This is a genomic window from Bacillus sp. 11B20 (assembly GCF_056098985.1).
In genome coordinates this window covers 795,663-810,421 of record NZ_JBLZWZ010000008.1, presented here as the reverse complement: position 1 = coordinate 810,421, position 14,759 = coordinate 795,663, and the positions used below count along the sequence as shown (strand labels likewise).

The following is a 14,759-nucleotide window of genomic DNA, read 5'->3' as shown; positions in this document are numbered from 1 at the left end:
TAAAACGATGGCAAAAATGACATCAAGACAGCTTGCGAATGAACTCAAAAGCCGTCTGACGAACGACAGCTGGTCACACCAGTTTGATCGGGAAAAAGATACGCTTCGTATTGAAGATAAACAAACAGGCAAAGGCATCACACTAGAGCTCCCGCCAATTATTGCAAAGTGGGAAGTAAAGCCTGATGAAACAATTGATGAGATTGTTTATTATGTGAAAGAAGCGCTGAGTGCCATGAAAGGCGAAGCGCAGCACATTTCAGGAAAAGAAAAGCATATCTATCCGGTCATTCGTTCCACTTCCTTTCCTGAGGCATCAAGTGATGGAATTCCGCTCGTATTTGATGAGCATACAGCTGAAACGAGAATCTACTATGCACTTGACCTTGGAAGCACCTACCGATTAATTGATGAAAAGATGCTTCAAAAGGAAAACTGGACAAAAGAGCGAATCAGAGAAACTGCAAGCTTCAACGTTCGTTCACTAGAAACTGTAGTGAAAATGGATGAAGTGGCAGGCAACCTGTTTTATTTCTTCCGTGCAAATGACGGATATGACGCCAGCAGACTTTTAAATGAGTCGTTATTACAAGAATACGCCCAAAAAATAGAAGGACAAATGGCGATTTCTGTTCCTCATCAAGATGTATTCATCATTGCAGATGTTCGCAATGATTCAGGCTATGATATTTTAGGACAGATGTCGATGAGCTTCTTCGCCAGCGGTACGGTTCCGATTACCGCATTGTCATTTTTGTATGATGAGGGTAAGCTTGAACCGATCTTTATACTTGCAAAAAGCAGACCAAAACAGCAGTAGAAGGGAATTTTGAAGAATGAATGTTTTTTATAATGCAGAAGGTGTAGGCGACACACTCCTTATTTCATTGAAAGATGTGACGAGAGAAGAAGTAGGACATGAGACGTTTGGAGATGTTGTACGAATCTTCAATCAAGAAACAAAAGAAACAACAGGCTTTAATATCTTCAATGCATCTACTTACATGAAAATTGAAGAAAACGGATCTGTCCCGCTTTCTGAAACCATTGTTCAAGATATCAATGAAATTTTAAACCGCAACGGTGTCAGTGAAACGTTGACTGTGGATCTATCACCAAAATTTGTTGTCGGCTATGTAAAGGAAAAAGAAAAGCATCCGAATGCAGATAAATTAAACATTTGCCAAGTTGATGTGGGCGATGAAACCTTACAAATCGTGTGCGGTGCACCAAACGTTGACCAAGGCCAATATGTCGTGGTGGCGAAAGTCGGCGCAGTGATGCCAAGCGGTATGGTCATCAAAGATGCTGAGCTAAGAGGGGTTCCATCAAGCGGCATGATTTGTTCAGCAAAAGAGTTAGATCTTCCAGACGCACCTGCTGAAAAAGGGATTCTTGTTTTAGATGGAAGCCATCAAGCTGGCGAACCCTTTAAAGCATAACCTCCCATAAACGGGCACATAGGAGCGAAGAATGTGTTATACCAAAAGTCACTAAGTACGTACTTAGTGACTTTTTTTCATCTACAGACAGCATGAACAGCATAAACCGGCACTTTTCTCGCTTTTCTGCATGAAAAAGCAATGGTATACTAAAAATCGCCCAAGAAAACGTAAGGGGAGTTAAAGTGAGTGATAAATGATGAGTTGGTTAGATAAATTTTTTAGTGTATTTTTAGGAGAAGAAAAGAAAGAAGAAAAAGCTGTAAGACCTGAAGAAGATCTAGCTGCACCAAAGCAGCCAGCTTTTGAACAGCATAAAGAATATAAAAAAATCGAAGATACGAAAGTGTATTATGAATATCCAAAAGGCAACTTTCGGTTTCCGCTCGTTCCAGATGAACCTCTGCGTGACGGAGTGAAGCCGGAGAGAAAACACGCCAAACCAAGACAGTCAAAGACTAGACAGACAACCTATCAGCCTAAACAAACGCTTCAGCCTGATATGAATAAAAAGCCATTCAAGCCAGAGCAAATTCCATCACCGATCTATGGCTATCATCAGGATATGCGTCCAAAAAAGGCAGAAGCAAAAGAAGAAGCAGGATCAGTTCAAAGGAAAGCAGCAGAAGAAACGGCGCAGCGTGTCACACTGTTATCAGAAGAGGCAGAGCGTGAACGGAATGTCAGGCAGCAAATGAACATCCCATCTATTCAGAAAGAAAAACGTATCGAGGAAATGGTTTCAGCATCAGCAAAAGAGAGAGCGGATAAGGAGCCAGAAGTAACCCCGCATACATTGGAAGAGGAACTCGCTTATCAAGATCATGTTCAATCGACGATGGAACGTTTAACTGACGAGCCTTTCCAGCTAGAAGAAAACGAGCCAGAAGATTATCATGAAGCTGATTTACATAAGCAGCAAGCCGAAGTCTATCAGGATCAGGTGGTACAGTCCGAGCCGGAACAGGCTGCCACCAGCGATGAAGAAGAAATAAAAGACGAGCCTGTTAATCAGTTTGAAGATCATACTGTGGAAATAGACATGTTGACCTTCGAAACACCGGAACCTTCGCAGCCAGCGATTGAAATGGAAGCAGACATTCTAGCAGAAGAAGAAGCGGCGTTAACAGAAAATATGTCAGCAGAACCAGTGGAAGAAGTAGAAGCTGATCAAATAGAAGACAAACAAGAAGAAGCGCCCGCGGCAGCATATGAAGAAGCTGAGCCAGTCCAACATGACCTGCAGGAAGATCAGCTGGTTCAAGAAGCTGAAATTGAAGAAGAACAAGTGATGCCAGTAGAACAAGTAACAGAGGAACAAACTGCATCTGAACCGGCAGAAACGGTCATAGAACAGACAGAGCAGCAAGAACAAACGCACGAAGTCAAGAAAGAAGAACCAAAACAGACATCTCCGCAGCCACCACGCGCAAGCGGTCAAACCTCTACGGTTCCGTTTAATGTCATGATGTTAAAAAGCGATCAGCGCGTGCAAGGGCAAAAGAAAGCAGCCGACACACAAGGGTATGTTTTTCCAAGTCTCGCCCTTTTAGACGTACCGCCAGCTCAAAAAGAAGAGGACGGGACATGGGTGAAAGAGCGGGCAGAGCTGCTTAATGCGACGCTTAAAAATTTCAATGTAAGAGCAAGTGTTGTTCATGTCACACAGGGCCCTTCTGTGACAAGGTTTGAAGTACATCCAGAACCAGGTGTCAAAGTGAACAAAATCACGAACCTGTCAGATGATATTAAACTTAGTTTGTCCGCAAAGGATATTCGAATTGAAGCACCGATTCCAGGGAAGAACACGATCGGGATCGAAGTGCCAAACCTGCACAGTAAAATGGTGTTCTTAAGAGAAATGATCAGAAGCAGTGCTTTTAGAGATAATCCATCTCCTTTAACAGCAGCACTTGGATTAGATATCTCAGGCCAGCCTGTCGTGGTTGATCTGCAAAAAATGCCGCACGGCTTAATTGCTGGAGCAACTGGTTCAGGAAAAAGTGTCTGCATTAATACGATTTTAGTGAGCTTAATGTTTAAAGCATCACCAGATGAAGTGAAAATGCTCTTAATTGACCCTAAAATGGTTGAATTAGCGCCGTATAACCACATTCCGCACCTTGTGAGTCCTGTCATTACCGATGCCAAGACAGCAACAGCTGCTCTGAAATGGGTAGTGGATGAAATGGAAAGACGCTATGAACTATTTGCACACTCTGGCGTGAGAGAAATTAAACGATTCAATGAGCTTGTAAAAGAAAAACAAATGGGTGAAAAACTGCCTTATCTCGTCGTGGTGATCGATGAGCTGGCTGATTTAATGATGGTCGCCCCAAATGAAGTCGAAGAAAGCATCTGCCGAATTGCTCAAAAAGCAAGAGCATGTGGCATTCACTTATTGATTGCGACACAAAGACCTTCTGTTGATGTCATCACAGGTCTCATTAAAGCCAATATCCCAACAAGAATTGCGTTTTCTGTTTCAAGTCAGGTTGATTCAAGAACGATCATTGACATGGCCGGTGCTGAAAAGCTTCTTGGAAAAGGAGACATGCTCTTCTTAGAAAATGGCTCCGGCAAGCCGACAAGGCTGCAAGGGAACTTTGTATCAGACCGTGAGATTGATCAAGTGGTGGCACATGTGAGAAAGCAGCGCAAGCCAGTGTTCCTCTTTGAACAGGAGGAACTAATGCTTCAAGGCTCTGCGATTACAGACGAAGATGAATTGTTTATGGATGCCTGTCGTTTTGCCATCGAGCAGAATAGCGCTAGTACATCAAGTTTGCAGCGAAGATTTAGAATTGGCTACAATCGTGCAGCTAGACTGATTGACATGATGGAGCGTGAGGGCATGATTTCTGGTGCAAAAGGCAGTAAGCCAAGAGAAGTGCTCATGACGCTGAGTGACTTAGAACAGTTGATCTAAACAAACCACTTCATTTTTTTTATAAACATGGTATGATAGCACATAGGTGCAATTTTGTAATTGGACGCTTTTCGCATGTCTGCCAGAACGCTTTTTTATGTAAAATAAGCGGAAACAGGTGTTAGAAATGGGAAAGTTGTCGGATACTAATCATAGTTAATATTGATTAGAATAGGAAGATCGGAAAAAATCTTTATTTGGAGCTGCGATCTGTGATCAGCTAGAGGCAAAAATCACAAGTTGCAAATTGAAATGAGCGTCATATACTGTAAGTCAGATAGACGTTTGTTGGAGGTACAATTATGACTGTTTATCATTTTGTTGGAATAAAAGGGACAGGTATGAGTCCACTGGCCCAAATTCTTCATGATACTGGGTATACTGTCCAAGGATCGGATATCGAAAAACATATCTTTACACAAAAAGCATTAGAAGAACGAAATATTAAAATTCTACCATTTGACCCAGATAATATTCAGCCAGGGATGACGGTCATCGCAGGAAATGCATTCCCTGATACACACCCTGAGATTGAACGTGCCCTTTCTGAAGGGATTCCTGTCATTCGTTACCATAAATTCCTTGGAGAATACATGGATTCATTCACAAACGTTGCGATTACTGGTGCTCATGGCAAAACATCGACAACAGGACTGCTTGCTCACGTCATGCAGGCAGCAAAACCTACTTCGTACTTAATCGGTGATGGATCTGGAATGGGGAAAGAAAACAGCGAGTATTTTGTCTTTGAAGCATGCGAATACCGCAGACACTTCCTCAGCTATCATCCAGATTATGCGATCATGACCAATATTGATTTTGATCACCCTGATTATTTCTCAGATATTGATGACGTATTTGATGCGTTTCAAAACATGGCGCTTCAAGTGAAAAAAGCGATTATTGCTTGCGGTGATGATGAGCACTTGCCAAAAATTCAAGCGAAGGTACCTGTTGTGTACTACGGTTTCAACGAAGAAAATGATTTCCAAGCTCGCAATGTTGTGAAAAATACGGAAGGTACTACATTTGATGTATTTGTACGCAATACGTTTTATGATACCTTCTACATTCCTGCCTACGGAAATCATAATGTCCTCAACTCGTTAGCTGTTATCGCATTATGTCACTATGAGTCCATTGATGTAGAGCTTATCAAAGGCGCATTAAAGACATTTGGCGGTGTGAAACGACGCTTTAATGAAAAAGTGGTCGGTGAGCAGGTCTTAATTGATGATTATGCACATCATCCAACTGAAATTGAAGTCACAATTGAAGCAGCTCGCCAAAAATATCCGGACCGTGATATTGTGGCTGTCTTCCAGCCGCATACCTTCACACGTACACAGCAATTCTTAAGTGAATTTGCTGATAGTCTAAAGAAAGCCGACTATGTCTACCTTTGTGATATTTTCGGTTCAGCCCGCGAAAACATTGGGAAGCTGAGCATTGAAGATTTAAGAGAAAAAATCCCGCAGGCCCAATTGATTGAGGAAGAAGATACATCTGTGCTGAAAGCGCACGAAGATGCGATTCTGATCTTTATGGGAGCAGGAGACATTCAAAAATATTTGCGCGCTTATGAAAAAGTCGCTGTATAAATGCTTAAAAAAGTGCCGTTTCACGCGGCACTTTTTTTATTTTGAATAAAATGTGACAAAAGAGCTAAATGTGTCAACATGTGCCGCTTTTTTTCGTTCGCTGTGGACAGGAATTAGCGAATAAGTGTAGAATTATTATTCAATCGGTCATTCTAGGCGATGTTTGAATGATACAACGAGAGGGTAATGAATTGAATATGCCCGCAGCAAAGGAGGTATCAGATGATTATTATTCTATATCTAAGCGTTGCACTGATCGCAATTGCTTTCCTCATTCTTGTCATCTATTTGTCCAAAACATTAAAATCCTTACAGCTGACATTAAAGAATGTTGCATCAACTTTAGAAGGTCTTGAAGGTCAGATGCAAGGTATCACCACAGAGACAGCACAGTTGCTACATAAGACGAATCAGCTTGCTGAAGATATTCAAGACAAATCGGCAAAACTTAACACAGTTGTGGATGCGGTGCAGGGAATTGGTGGCTCGATCAACCAATTTAATACAAGCATAAAGCAGGCAGCTGGTGCGGTTTCTTCATCCGTTGAAAGAAATCAAGAAAAAGTGACGGATGTGGTTAGCTGGAGTAACGCAGCACTTGAAATTTATAAAAAATGGAAACAGCGTAAACACCAAAAATAAACCATATTCGCATAGGAGGAATAATCATGAGCAAAGACGGAATCAATAGCAAAGACTTTTTGATCGGAACACTTATTGGTGGAATTGTTGGTGCAACAACAGCATTATTTTTAGCACCGAAGTCAGGGAAAGAGCTTCGCGATGATTTGAACACCCAAGCGAATGTTTTAAAAGAAAAAACAGATCGACTCGCAACAGATGCAAAAGAAAGAGGCACTGAATATGTGACGATTGCGAAAGATAAAACGTCTGAATTGTCTCAGCTTGTAGCAGAGCAGTCAAATCAGATTTTAGACAAAGTGAAAGACATAAAAGACCGTGCAGCTGGTAAAGCTAATCATGTGAAAAGTGAAGCAGAAGATGCGGCAGCTGATTTAGCAAGCGAAGCATCAGATGTAGCTGATGAAGCAAAAGTACGAGCACAAGAAGCAAAATCAGAAATTGAAGACGGCATCAAAGATATCAAAGAAAAAGTAGAACAATCTACTAAAGGCTAACCCTCACAGCTCGAAGTGAAGAAGGAGAACATCATGTCAAAACAACTCATTGAAACAGAAGAACAGTTTGATCAACTAACGAATCAAGATGGGACGTTTGTCTTTTTTAAACACAGTTTGACATGTCCGATCAGCCAAGCGGCTTTTCATGAGTTTGAAGCATTTGCGTCTGCACACGAAGACGTGCCAACGTATTTCTTGCAAATTCAAAATACGAGAGAGCTTTCATCCTACGTGGCTGAAAAATCGGGTGTAAAGCACGAAAGTCCTCAAGCACTCGTCTTTAGTGGTGGAAAAGTGAAGTGGCATGCATCCCACTCAAGCATTACAAAAGAAGCGCTTGAACATAATCTGTAAAAGAAAGAAACGTCAGCAGCGGCTGACGTTTTTTTTATAAAAAAAGGTTTACTTGAACGAAAAGTATGCTATAATCTTACATACAATACTTTACCGCTTAAAAGCGTTTGGGTAATAAAGAAAATTTTCGTGACAATTCCGAAATCTTTGTTTATAATAAACCCTATCATGCAAGAATGAAAAAATAAAAAGCGAGAACAGGCAGAGGAAAGGATGACAAAAATGAGCAACAATGAACTAGAAAAATTGAGGCAGCAAGCAGATGAACTAAATCTTCAAATCTTAAAACTGATCAATGAAAGAGGAAACATTGTAAAAGAAATTGGAAAAGCGAAAGAAGCGCAAGGTGTCAACCGTTATGATCCTGTCAGAGAGCGCACAATGCTGAACCAAATTCTTGAAGAAAATGATGGACCATTTGAAAACTCAACCATTCAGCATATTTTCAAAGAGATTTTCAAAGCAGGTCTAGAGCTTCAAGAAGATGACCATAGCAAAGCACTTCTTGTTTCTCGTAAGAAAAAACCAGAAAACACAATCGTGAACATCAATGGGGAAGCGATCGGTGATGGAAAGCAGCGCTTCATCGTTGGACCATGTGCTGTTGAAAGCTACGAGCAAGTTGCAGAAGTAGCTGCAGCAGCGAAACAACAAGGGTTAAAACTACTACGCGGAGGCGCATTTAAACCTCGTACAAGTCCATACGATTTCCAAGGACTTGGTGTAGATGGTCTTAAGATTCTAAAGCGTGTAGCGGATGAATACGGTCTTGCTGTCATTAGTGAAATTGTTAATCCTGCTCATATTGAAGAAGCGATTGAGCATATTGATGTCATCCAAATTGGGGCACGTAACATGCAAAACTTTGAACTGTTAAAAGAAGCCGGTTCCGTGAAGAAACCAGTTCTTTTAAAACGCGGCCTTGCAGCGACCATTTCAGAATTCATCAATGCCGCTGAATACATCATCGCCCAAGGAAATGATCAAATCATCCTTTGCGAGCGCGGTATCCGCACATACGAAACAGCAACAAGAAATACACTAGATATCTCGGCAGTGCCAATCTTGAAACAAGAGACACATTTACCAGTCTTCGTTGATGTGACACATTCAACTGGACGTAGAGATCTTCTCCTTCCAACAGCAAAAGCAGCTCTTGCGATTGGAGCAGACGGTGTTATGGCAGAAGTACATCCAGATCCATCTGTTGCTCTATCTGATTCAGCGCAGCAAATGGACATTCCACAATTCGAAAAATGGTTAGATGCGTTAAGACCACTTGTCAACATTCACGCGTAATCATAGATAGAAATCGCCGCCGGAGACTGCCCGGCGGTTTTTTAATGGAGAAAATACGATGAAGTTTGGGAATGAAAGGAAGAAAGCACATTGCAAGTTCAAAAAGAGCTTGTTCACAATGTTTTCATTTTTAAAAATCGATAGAATCTGTTAAGATCATTGTCATAGCTGGCGTTCTCGATGGTTTTTTATGAAATATGATTCAAATTACAGGTAACAAGCTGTTTAAAGTTTGTTTAATTTAGTTATAAAAAGAAAGGGAACGTTTTCATATGACAAAAAAACGTGTATAATTTCATAAAAGAATGTCATTTTGATGTAGATTGAAAAATTATGTGTCTCTTTTCATCGTTTTAATGACAAATAGGATATTATTTTCCTCGTATCTGACATGTCTCTATCCAATTGGTGAATGCTATAGATATGAAGTGTATTTGAAGGAGTGATTTATGTGAATAATGTTACAATATATGATGTAGCAAGAGAAGCAAATGTAAGTATGGCAACGGTATCACGCGTAGTAAATGGTAATCCAAACGTAAAACCAACAACAAGAAAAAAGGTGCTTGAAGCGATTGATCGCCTTGGCTATCGTCCGAATGCAGTGGCACGAGGCCTAGCAAGTAAAAAAACAACGACAGTTGGGGTCATCATCCCTGATATTTCTAGTATCTTCTATTCGGAATTAGCACGCGGTATTGAAGATATCGCCACGATGTATAAATACAACATCATTTTGAGCAACTCAGATCAAAATACAGATAAAGAGCTTCATTTGTTAAATACGATGCTCGGCAAACAAGTAGACGGAATTGTCTTTATGGGCGGAAACATCACAGATGTGCATGTGGAAGAATTTAAGCGCTCTCCTGTGCCGATTGTGCTTGCAGCATCTGTTGAAGAGCAAGCTCAAACACCATCTGTCAACATCAACTATGAGCAGGCCATTTATGATTCAGTTCAGCTGTTAGTTGAAAAAGGACATAAACGAATTGCGTTTGTTTCTGGTCCAATGTCAGAACCAATTAATTCCATGAGAAAACTTGCAGGTTATAAGCGTGCGCTTGAAGAAGCGGGCATCGCGTTTGACGATGCACTCGTCGCTGAAGGCGATTACTCTTATGATTCTGGAATTGAAGCACTTGCTCATCTGCTTGAGCAGTCTGACAAGCCGACAGCTGTTATCGCAGCTACAGATGAAATGGCGCTAGGTGTCATTCATGGAGCACAAGACAGAGGGGTATCCATTCCTGAAGATTTAGAAGTGATTGGCTTCGATAACACAAGACTTTCTCTCATGGTGCGTCCTCAGCTGACAACAGTCGTTCAGCCGACATATGATATTGGTGCTGTTGCCATGAGACTGCTCACAAAGCTGATGAACAAAGAACAAGTGGACGATCAAATTGTTGAGCTTCCGCACAGAATTGAAGAAAGACAATCAACAAAATAAAACAAAAAAAGCAGGCTTACCTTGTGAGGGAAAGCCTGCTTTTCTTATGCCTTTTTCTTTTCTCTTCTAACAGGCATGAGTGCTTTTTCTACTGTTTGAGCATTCTTTTCTGTGATTTCAGCTTTTCTTGGGATCGGTGGATATAAATCGTCAGGGTCTCTCCACGTAGGTGGAAGGGTAACAGGCGATTGCTTATTCCAGGCTTGAATCCAATCCCGAGGGAGTTCATCTGGCGGTATAATGCCTTTCATCTCAAGCCAAATACGGCTCCACGCTCTTGGGACGACACGCCAAATATCATATCCCCCTCCGCCAACAGCGATCCATTTGCCATCACAATATTGATGCGCAAGCTCATGGGCAATTCTAGGAATTTCCTCATATATTTTCATGGTGGCAGATAAATGAGTTAACGGATCATAGTAGTGTGCATCGGCCCCGTTTTGCGTCAAAATCACATCTGGTTTAAAAAAAGCAGCAATCTCAGTCACTGCTGTTCGGTATGCTTCGAGGAACGATTCATCTTCCGTAAATGCATCTAGCGGAATATTATAGGCGTAGCCATAGCCTTTATCGTGGCCTCTTTCCTGTACTTGTCCGGTTCCAGGGAACAAGTAGCGTCCCGTTTCATGAATGGAGACTGTACATACCTCTGGGTCGTCATAGAAGCTGAACTGGACACCATCGCCGTGATGAGCATCCGTATCAATATATAAAATTCTAGCGCCATACGTCTTTTGAATATATTGAATCGCCACTGAGCTGTCATTATAAATACAAAAGCCAGATGCACGCCCTTTGAACCCGTGGTGAAGCCCGCCGCCAAGATTGAGTGCATGCTGGGAATGACCGAGCATCACTTGATCAACTGCTGTTAACGTTCCGCCAACAAGGAGAGATGCCGCCTCATGCATGCCTGCGAACATCGGTGTATCCTCTGTGCCAAGACCGTAGCGTTCCCCCTCTGCTGTAGACAGCTTTCCTTCACTTGCCCGCTGCACGGCCTGGATATAATCTGCTGTATGGACGAGCTTTAATTCCTCCAGAGTAGCCATACGCGGTGCGACGATTTCATCCTCTGTTAACGCCTTCATTTTTTGAAGAAGATCATACGTTAAGTAGACACGAAGCTGATTGAAGGGATGATCTTGGTTAAATTGGTACGTTTGAAAAGATGGTGAAAAAACAAAGGTCGCTTCCTTCATTTGATCGTCTGCTCCATAGGCCAGAGCACTTTATAGCCTTTTGCGCGAATCAGCTTCGTCACATGATCTGCATGAATGGTTTGAAGGCGGAATACGAGCACTTTAGAAGCCTCATTGGCATGAGGATACACAAGCACACTCAGCAATTGAATATGCTGCTCCTTTAAAATGGCTGTAATGTCTGCGAGGCCTTCAGTCATCTGCTCCACTTCAACCTCTAAGTGTGATCCAGGCTGATCTGCACCTGTCAGTCTTACAAACGTACGAAGCAGATCTGTTTTTGTGATAATGCCTACAAGCTTGCCGCGTCTCACCACTGGAAGACAGCCAATTCCGTGCTCAAAAAAAACACTTGATATCTCCTCAACGAAATCAAGCGGGTGAGCAGTGATCGTTTCTAATACCATGATCTCTTCGACTGGCCGCTGAATAAAGAGCTTTCTTTTCTCTGTTTCAAAAATACTTGGACTGGCATTTTTAATATCCCGATCTGTCACCATCCCAATGACAGATCCTTGATCAGATACGATCGGAATATGCCGGATGTGATGTGCACTCATTTTTTGAATGGCTTCTTCAATCGTATCGGTTTTTCGCAGCGTGATCACATCACGCTCCATAATTTGTTCAATCATCATTGTTTACCAATCCCCTTTGCCAAAAAAACGAATTGAACGTTAATACATAAAGCGCTGATGGAAGCGAAGACGATCGAAACGCTCGATCGAATCAGGACTCACATGTTTCCCAATTCTGGCCATTAAACAATTGGCTGGATGTGAGCTAATCTCTGGCTCGTCTGTTGCAAACCAGACAAGACCGCCTGCGTTCATCATTTTCTCCATCATTTTGCGGTACTCCCAAACGTTTTTCTTTGTCCCCTTTAAATCCCAATGCCAGTAATATTCAGTTGTAATGATGATGTAATTCTCCATTTGCTCATCCATCATGCTCACATCAAGCAAATGCTTGCCAAGTGAGCACCCTCTATATGGAGGAGCGACCTCAATTGCGCCAAGCTCAATTAAATTCTCCATTTTGCCCTCTGACCAGCGCTCAAGTGGATCAGGATACAAATACGTGACATAGCCTACGACAAGCTCATTCACTCTTGCAATGATAATACGTCCTTCTGGAAGATCTGCTATTTCAACAAGTGCTTGCTTCTGTTCCTCAGGCGTGCGAAATGCCGTTAGTCCTTCATGAAACGTATAGTTCGCAAGCGCTGATGCAGGTACCGGTCCTTCAATCAGGATGGAACCTGTTTCTCGCTCAATGGTTTTTGAATAATAAGTTTTAGGATGCTCCACGTATCCACCGCCCCTAATTCTAGTGAGTCGTCTCTATTCTATCTTAAATCTTGTAAGAATTAAAACGGTTTCATCAGAAGTTTTTTAAAAATTGAGAAAAAAAGTCATCTATACTATAATGGTCATTGTAAACGTATGCAAAGGGGGACTGTTTGATGAAATTGGAAACGCTACCATCAGTAAAAGGGGATTATCATTTAAATGATTATGAGCAGGCATACAAAGATTTTTCATGGGAGGAAGCTAGAAAAAACTTCTCCTGGTATGAAACAGGAAAAATAAATGCAGCCTATGAAGCGATTGACAGACATGCGGACTCGTTTCGTCAGAACAAGGTGGCGCTTCACTACAAAGATTCACAGCGGGATGAAAAGTATACGTTCAGGGATATGAAAATCAACACAAACAAAGCGGGAAATCTATTCAAAGAAAAGGCACATGTAGAAAAAGGGGATCGCGTGTTTATCTTTATGCCAAGATCACCTGAGCTCTATTTTCTTTTGCTAGGCGCAGTGAAAATTGGGGCGATCGTTGGCCCGTTATTTGAGGCATTTATGGAAGGTGCCGTCAAAGACCGTTTAGAAAATAGTGAAGCAAAGGTGATCGTGACAACACCCGATCTACTTGAACGAATTCCATTTGCAGAGCTTCCAAAGCTTGAATCTGTCATCATTGTCGGCGGTGAAAATGAAGACGTCGATGGCGTTCGGACAATTCACTATGAAGAGGCCTTTGAGGAGGCAGCTAAGGAGCTTGAAATTGAATGGATGGATGAAAAAGACGGCTTCCTGCTTCATTACACATCAGGATCTACTGGTACGCCAAAGGGTGTGCTTCATGTCCATGGTGCAATGGTGCAGCAAGGCCAGACTGGTAAATGGGTGCTTGACTTGAAAGAAGATGACGTTTACTGGTGTACAGCTGATCCAGGCTGGGTTACAGGCACAGTGTACGGTATTTTTTCACCGTGGTTTAATGGGGCGACGAATGTGATTTTAGGCGGCCGGTTTAATCCTGATACGTGGTATGAAACCATTGAATCACTCGGTGTAACCGTTTGGTACAGTGCCCCGACAGCCTTTAGAATGCTCATGGGGGCAGGGGATGACCTCATTCAAAAATATGACCTCAGCTCGCTCCGTCATGTCTTAAGTGTGGGAGAGCCTCTTAATCCAGAAGTCATCCGCTGGGGAGATGCTGTTTTTGGCAAACGAATTCACGACACTTGGTGGATGACAGAAACGGGAGCACAGCTGATTTGTAATTATCCATGCATGGACATCAAGCCAGGCTCAATGGGAAAACCAATTCCAGGCGTAGAAGCGGCGATTGTGGATAATGCAGGAAATGAACTTCCGCCATACCGGATGGGCAACCTTGCGATTAAAAAAGGCTGGCCTTCTATGATGCATACGATCTGGAACAATCCTGAAAAATATGAATCTTACTTTATGCCGGGAGATTGGTATGTTTCAGGAGATTCAGCTTATATGGACGAAGACGGATACTTTTGGTTCCAGGGACGTGTCGATGATGTCATCATGACGTCAGGAGAGCGGGTCGGTCCATTTGAGGTGGAAAGTAAACTGGTCGAACATCCAGCCATTGCAGAGGCTGGTGTCATTGGAAAGCCAGATCCGGTCCGCGGTGAGATTATTAAAGCATTTATTGCGCTCAGAAGCGGATATGAGCCGACAGATGAGCTGAAAGAAGAGATTCGTACGTTTGTGAAAAAAGGACTCGCAGCACATGCGGCACCGCGAGAAATTGAGTTTAAAGACAAACTGCCAAAAACGAGAAGCGGAAAAATTATGAGACGTGTGCTAAAGGCGTGGGAGCTGAATTTACCTGCTGGCGACCTTTCGACAATGGAAGATTAATTTTTTCATCAGTTGACTTGATATCAAAAGTGTGTTAAAAATGACATTAGTTGAATATGAAAAGGTTTTGACTGAGATTCAGTAGAATGATCTTTCCCTGTTTTAGAGAGCTGACGGCTGGTGCAAGTCAGTACAAAGAGATAT

Annotated in this window: 13 protein-coding genes and 1 other annotated feature (1 of these 14 only partly in view); of the genes, 10 read left to right on the top strand and 3 right to left on the bottom strand. The window is 42.2% G+C overall.

Annotation, left to right across the window (positions count from 1 at the left end):
• The first annotated feature begins 7 nt into the window (after positions 1 to 7).
• The 9 genes from ACN6NB_RS13505 to ccpA all read left to right on the top strand — a co-directional run bounded on the left by ACN6NB_RS13505 (position 8) and on the right by ccpA (position 10,220).
• Complete coding sequence (locus tag ACN6NB_RS13505; RefSeq protein ID WP_064497808.1) at positions 8 to 820, top strand: DUF1444 domain-containing protein; 813 nt, start codon at positions 8 to 10, stop codon at positions 818 to 820.
• Positions 821 to 836: 16 nt separating this feature from the next.
• Positions 837 to 1,442 (top strand): YtpR family tRNA-binding protein, encoded by a 606-nt coding sequence (ytpR, locus tag ACN6NB_RS13500; protein WP_024424858.1) that lies wholly within the window; start codon positions 837 to 839, stop codon positions 1,440 to 1,442.
• Between the two features lie 196 nt (positions 1,443 to 1,638).
• Positions 1,639 to 4,371: a DNA translocase FtsK gene (locus ACN6NB_RS13495; RefSeq protein WP_281733695.1), complete on the top strand. Its 2,733-nt coding sequence runs from the start codon at positions 1,639 to 1,641 to the stop codon at positions 4,369 to 4,371.
• 302 nt (positions 4,372 to 4,673) lie between these two features.
• On the top strand, positions 4,674 to 5,972 hold the full coding sequence (gene murC / locus ACN6NB_RS13490; RefSeq protein WP_039180691.1) for a UDP-N-acetylmuramate--L-alanine ligase: 1,299 nt from the start codon (positions 4,674 to 4,676) through the stop codon (positions 5,970 to 5,972).
• A gap of 222 nt (positions 5,973 to 6,194) precedes the next feature.
• Positions 6,195 to 6,614, top strand: a complete 420-nt coding sequence (locus ACN6NB_RS13485; RefSeq protein ID WP_024424855.1) for a DUF948 domain-containing protein — start codon at positions 6,195 to 6,197, stop codon at positions 6,612 to 6,614.
• A gap of 26 nt (positions 6,615 to 6,640) precedes the next feature.
• Positions 6,641 to 7,111, top strand: coding sequence for a YtxH domain-containing protein (locus ACN6NB_RS13480; protein ID WP_039180684.1), 471 nt, complete (start codon positions 6,641 to 6,643; stop codon positions 7,109 to 7,111).
• A 33-nt stretch (positions 7,112 to 7,144) separates the two neighbouring features.
• Complete coding sequence (gene ytxJ / locus ACN6NB_RS13475) at positions 7,145 to 7,468, top strand: bacillithiol system redox-active protein YtxJ (RefSeq protein ID WP_039180682.1); 324 nt, start codon at positions 7,145 to 7,147, stop codon at positions 7,466 to 7,468.
• 222 nt (positions 7,469 to 7,690) lie between these two features.
• Positions 7,691 to 8,767 carry a bifunctional 3-deoxy-7-phosphoheptulonate synthase/chorismate mutase gene (locus ACN6NB_RS13470; protein ID WP_034279528.1) on the top strand — a complete coding sequence of 359 codons (1,077 nt, stop codon included), beginning with the start codon at positions 7,691 to 7,693 and terminating at the stop codon, positions 8,765 to 8,767.
• A 451-nt stretch (positions 8,768 to 9,218) separates the two neighbouring features.
• On the top strand, positions 9,219 to 10,220 hold the full coding sequence (gene ccpA, locus ACN6NB_RS13465; protein ID WP_212048636.1) for a catabolite control protein A: 1,002 nt from the start codon (positions 9,219 to 9,221) through the stop codon (positions 10,218 to 10,220).
• A gap of 44 nt (positions 10,221 to 10,264) precedes the next feature.
• On the opposite strand, the gene ACN6NB_RS13460 is transcribed toward ccpA, so the two are convergent.
• From ACN6NB_RS13460 to ACN6NB_RS13450, 3 genes are read right to left on the bottom strand one after another with little or no spacing between them, the layout of a single operon-like run.
• On the bottom strand, positions 10,265 to 11,425 hold the full coding sequence (locus ACN6NB_RS13460) for an acetoin utilization protein AcuC (RefSeq protein WP_144516126.1): 1,161 nt from the start codon (positions 11,423 to 11,425) through the stop codon (positions 10,265 to 10,267).
• Positions 11,422 to 12,063 carry a CBS and ACT domain-containing protein gene (locus ACN6NB_RS13455; protein ID WP_024424849.1) on the bottom strand — a complete coding sequence of 214 codons (642 nt, stop codon included), beginning with the start codon at positions 12,061 to 12,063 and terminating at the stop codon, positions 11,422 to 11,424. The genes ACN6NB_RS13460 and ACN6NB_RS13455 overlap by 4 nt, the downstream gene beginning before the upstream one ends.
• A 39-nt stretch (positions 12,064 to 12,102) precedes the next feature.
• Entirely contained in the window at positions 12,103 to 12,735 is a 633-nt protein-coding gene (locus tag ACN6NB_RS13450; protein WP_106025779.1) for a GNAT family N-acetyltransferase, read from the bottom strand.
• Between the two features lie 155 nt (positions 12,736 to 12,890).
• Between ACN6NB_RS13450 and acsA the strand changes: the two genes are divergently transcribed.
• Positions 12,891 to 14,615, top strand: coding sequence for an acetate--CoA ligase (acsA, locus tag ACN6NB_RS13445; RefSeq protein WP_126681467.1), 1,725 nt, complete (start codon positions 12,891 to 12,893; stop codon positions 14,613 to 14,615).
• A 58-nt stretch (positions 14,616 to 14,673) separates the two neighbouring features.
• Positions 14,674 to 14,759: a binding site (T-box leader), on the top strand; it runs 146 nt beyond the window's last position.

Coding starts and splice junctions, on each gene's coding strand:
- ACN6NB_RS13505 (WP_064497808.1), top strand. CDS start 8: ATGGCAAAAATGACATCAAGACAGCTTGCGAATGAACTCAAAAGCCGT.
- ytpR (WP_024424858.1), top strand. CDS start 837: ATGAATGTTTTTTATAATGCAGAAGGTGTAGGCGACACACTCCTTATT.
- ACN6NB_RS13495 (WP_281733695.1), top strand. CDS start 1,639: ATGATGAGTTGGTTAGATAAATTTTTTAGTGTATTTTTAGGAGAAGAA.
- murC (WP_039180691.1), top strand. CDS start 4,674: ATGACTGTTTATCATTTTGTTGGAATAAAAGGGACAGGTATGAGTCCA.
- ACN6NB_RS13485 (WP_024424855.1), top strand. CDS start 6,195: ATGATTATTATTCTATATCTAAGCGTTGCACTGATCGCAATTGCTTTC.
- ACN6NB_RS13480 (WP_039180684.1), top strand. CDS start 6,641: ATGAGCAAAGACGGAATCAATAGCAAAGACTTTTTGATCGGAACACTT.
- ytxJ (WP_039180682.1), top strand. CDS start 7,145: ATGTCAAAACAACTCATTGAAACAGAAGAACAGTTTGATCAACTAACG.
- ACN6NB_RS13470 (WP_034279528.1), top strand. CDS start 7,691: ATGAGCAACAATGAACTAGAAAAATTGAGGCAGCAAGCAGATGAACTA.
- ACN6NB_RS13460 (WP_144516126.1), bottom strand. CDS start 11,425: ATGAAGGAAGCGACCTTTGTTTTTTCACCATCTTTTCAAACGTACCAA.
- ACN6NB_RS13455 (WP_024424849.1), bottom strand. CDS start 12,063: ATGATGATTGAACAAATTATGGAGCGTGATGTGATCACGCTGCGAAAA.
- acsA (WP_126681467.1), top strand. CDS start 12,891: ATGAAATTGGAAACGCTACCATCAGTAAAAGGGGATTATCATTTAAAT.